Raw genomic sequence first — 567 nt, 5'->3', positions numbered from 1 at the left:
ACAACTTTGCCTCAGGCATTAGAAATAGCGCGTTATTGTACACGTATTAAGCGAAGGACTGAACAGGATCACAAACATCCTCCGCAAACAAGTATTGCAGAGTTTCTTTGTGACCGCTTTCACGGAGCGATAAAAGGGCACCGTAACAAAAATTGCACCAAAATGGTGCTCAGTGTTCACACTGAAGCACTATTTTGGTGCATTATCTCCATCATGGTGCAGTCCTTTTGCACTATGGTGCGCATGATACAGCGTTTTATGGGGCATTTAAAAGTTGGCACAGATTTCGCTTTATATTTTTTAAGGCAACAACGCCACTTTTAAGCAGTATGAAGTTTTCGTTACCACGACGACAATGACCAATCCGGGAGAGTTTAAGTATGTCCGCTGAACACGTTTTGACGATGCTGAACGAGCACGAAGTGAAGTTTGTCGATCTGCGCTTCACCGATACCAAAGGTAAAGAACAGCACGTCACGATTCCGTCTCATCAGGTAAATGCCGAATTCTTCGAAGAAGGCAAAATGTTTGATGGCTCCTCGATTGGTGGCTGGAAAGGTATCAACG

General features: G+C 44.1%; 2 protein-coding genes. Both read left to right on the top strand.

Annotated features, from left to right (window positions below; translation table 11 throughout):
* A partial coding sequence (locus MKP05_RS21505) for a hypothetical protein (RefSeq protein ID WP_240570165.1) occupies nt 1-324 on the top strand: 324 nt, incomplete at its 5' end.
* A gap of 56 nt (nt 325-380) precedes the next feature.
* A partial coding sequence (locus MKP05_RS21500; protein ID WP_240570164.1) for a glutamine synthetase beta-grasp domain-containing protein occupies nt 381-567 on the top strand: 187 nt, incomplete at its 3' end.

Origin of the sequence: Halomonas flagellata (genome assembly GCF_022487945.1) — a bacterium.
Classification (GTDB): domain Bacteria; phylum Pseudomonadota; class Gammaproteobacteria; order Pseudomonadales; family Halomonadaceae; genus Halomonas; species Halomonas flagellata.
Note: the sequence above shows the minus strand (reverse complement) of the source record. Positions and strands in the feature narration are given on the sequence as shown.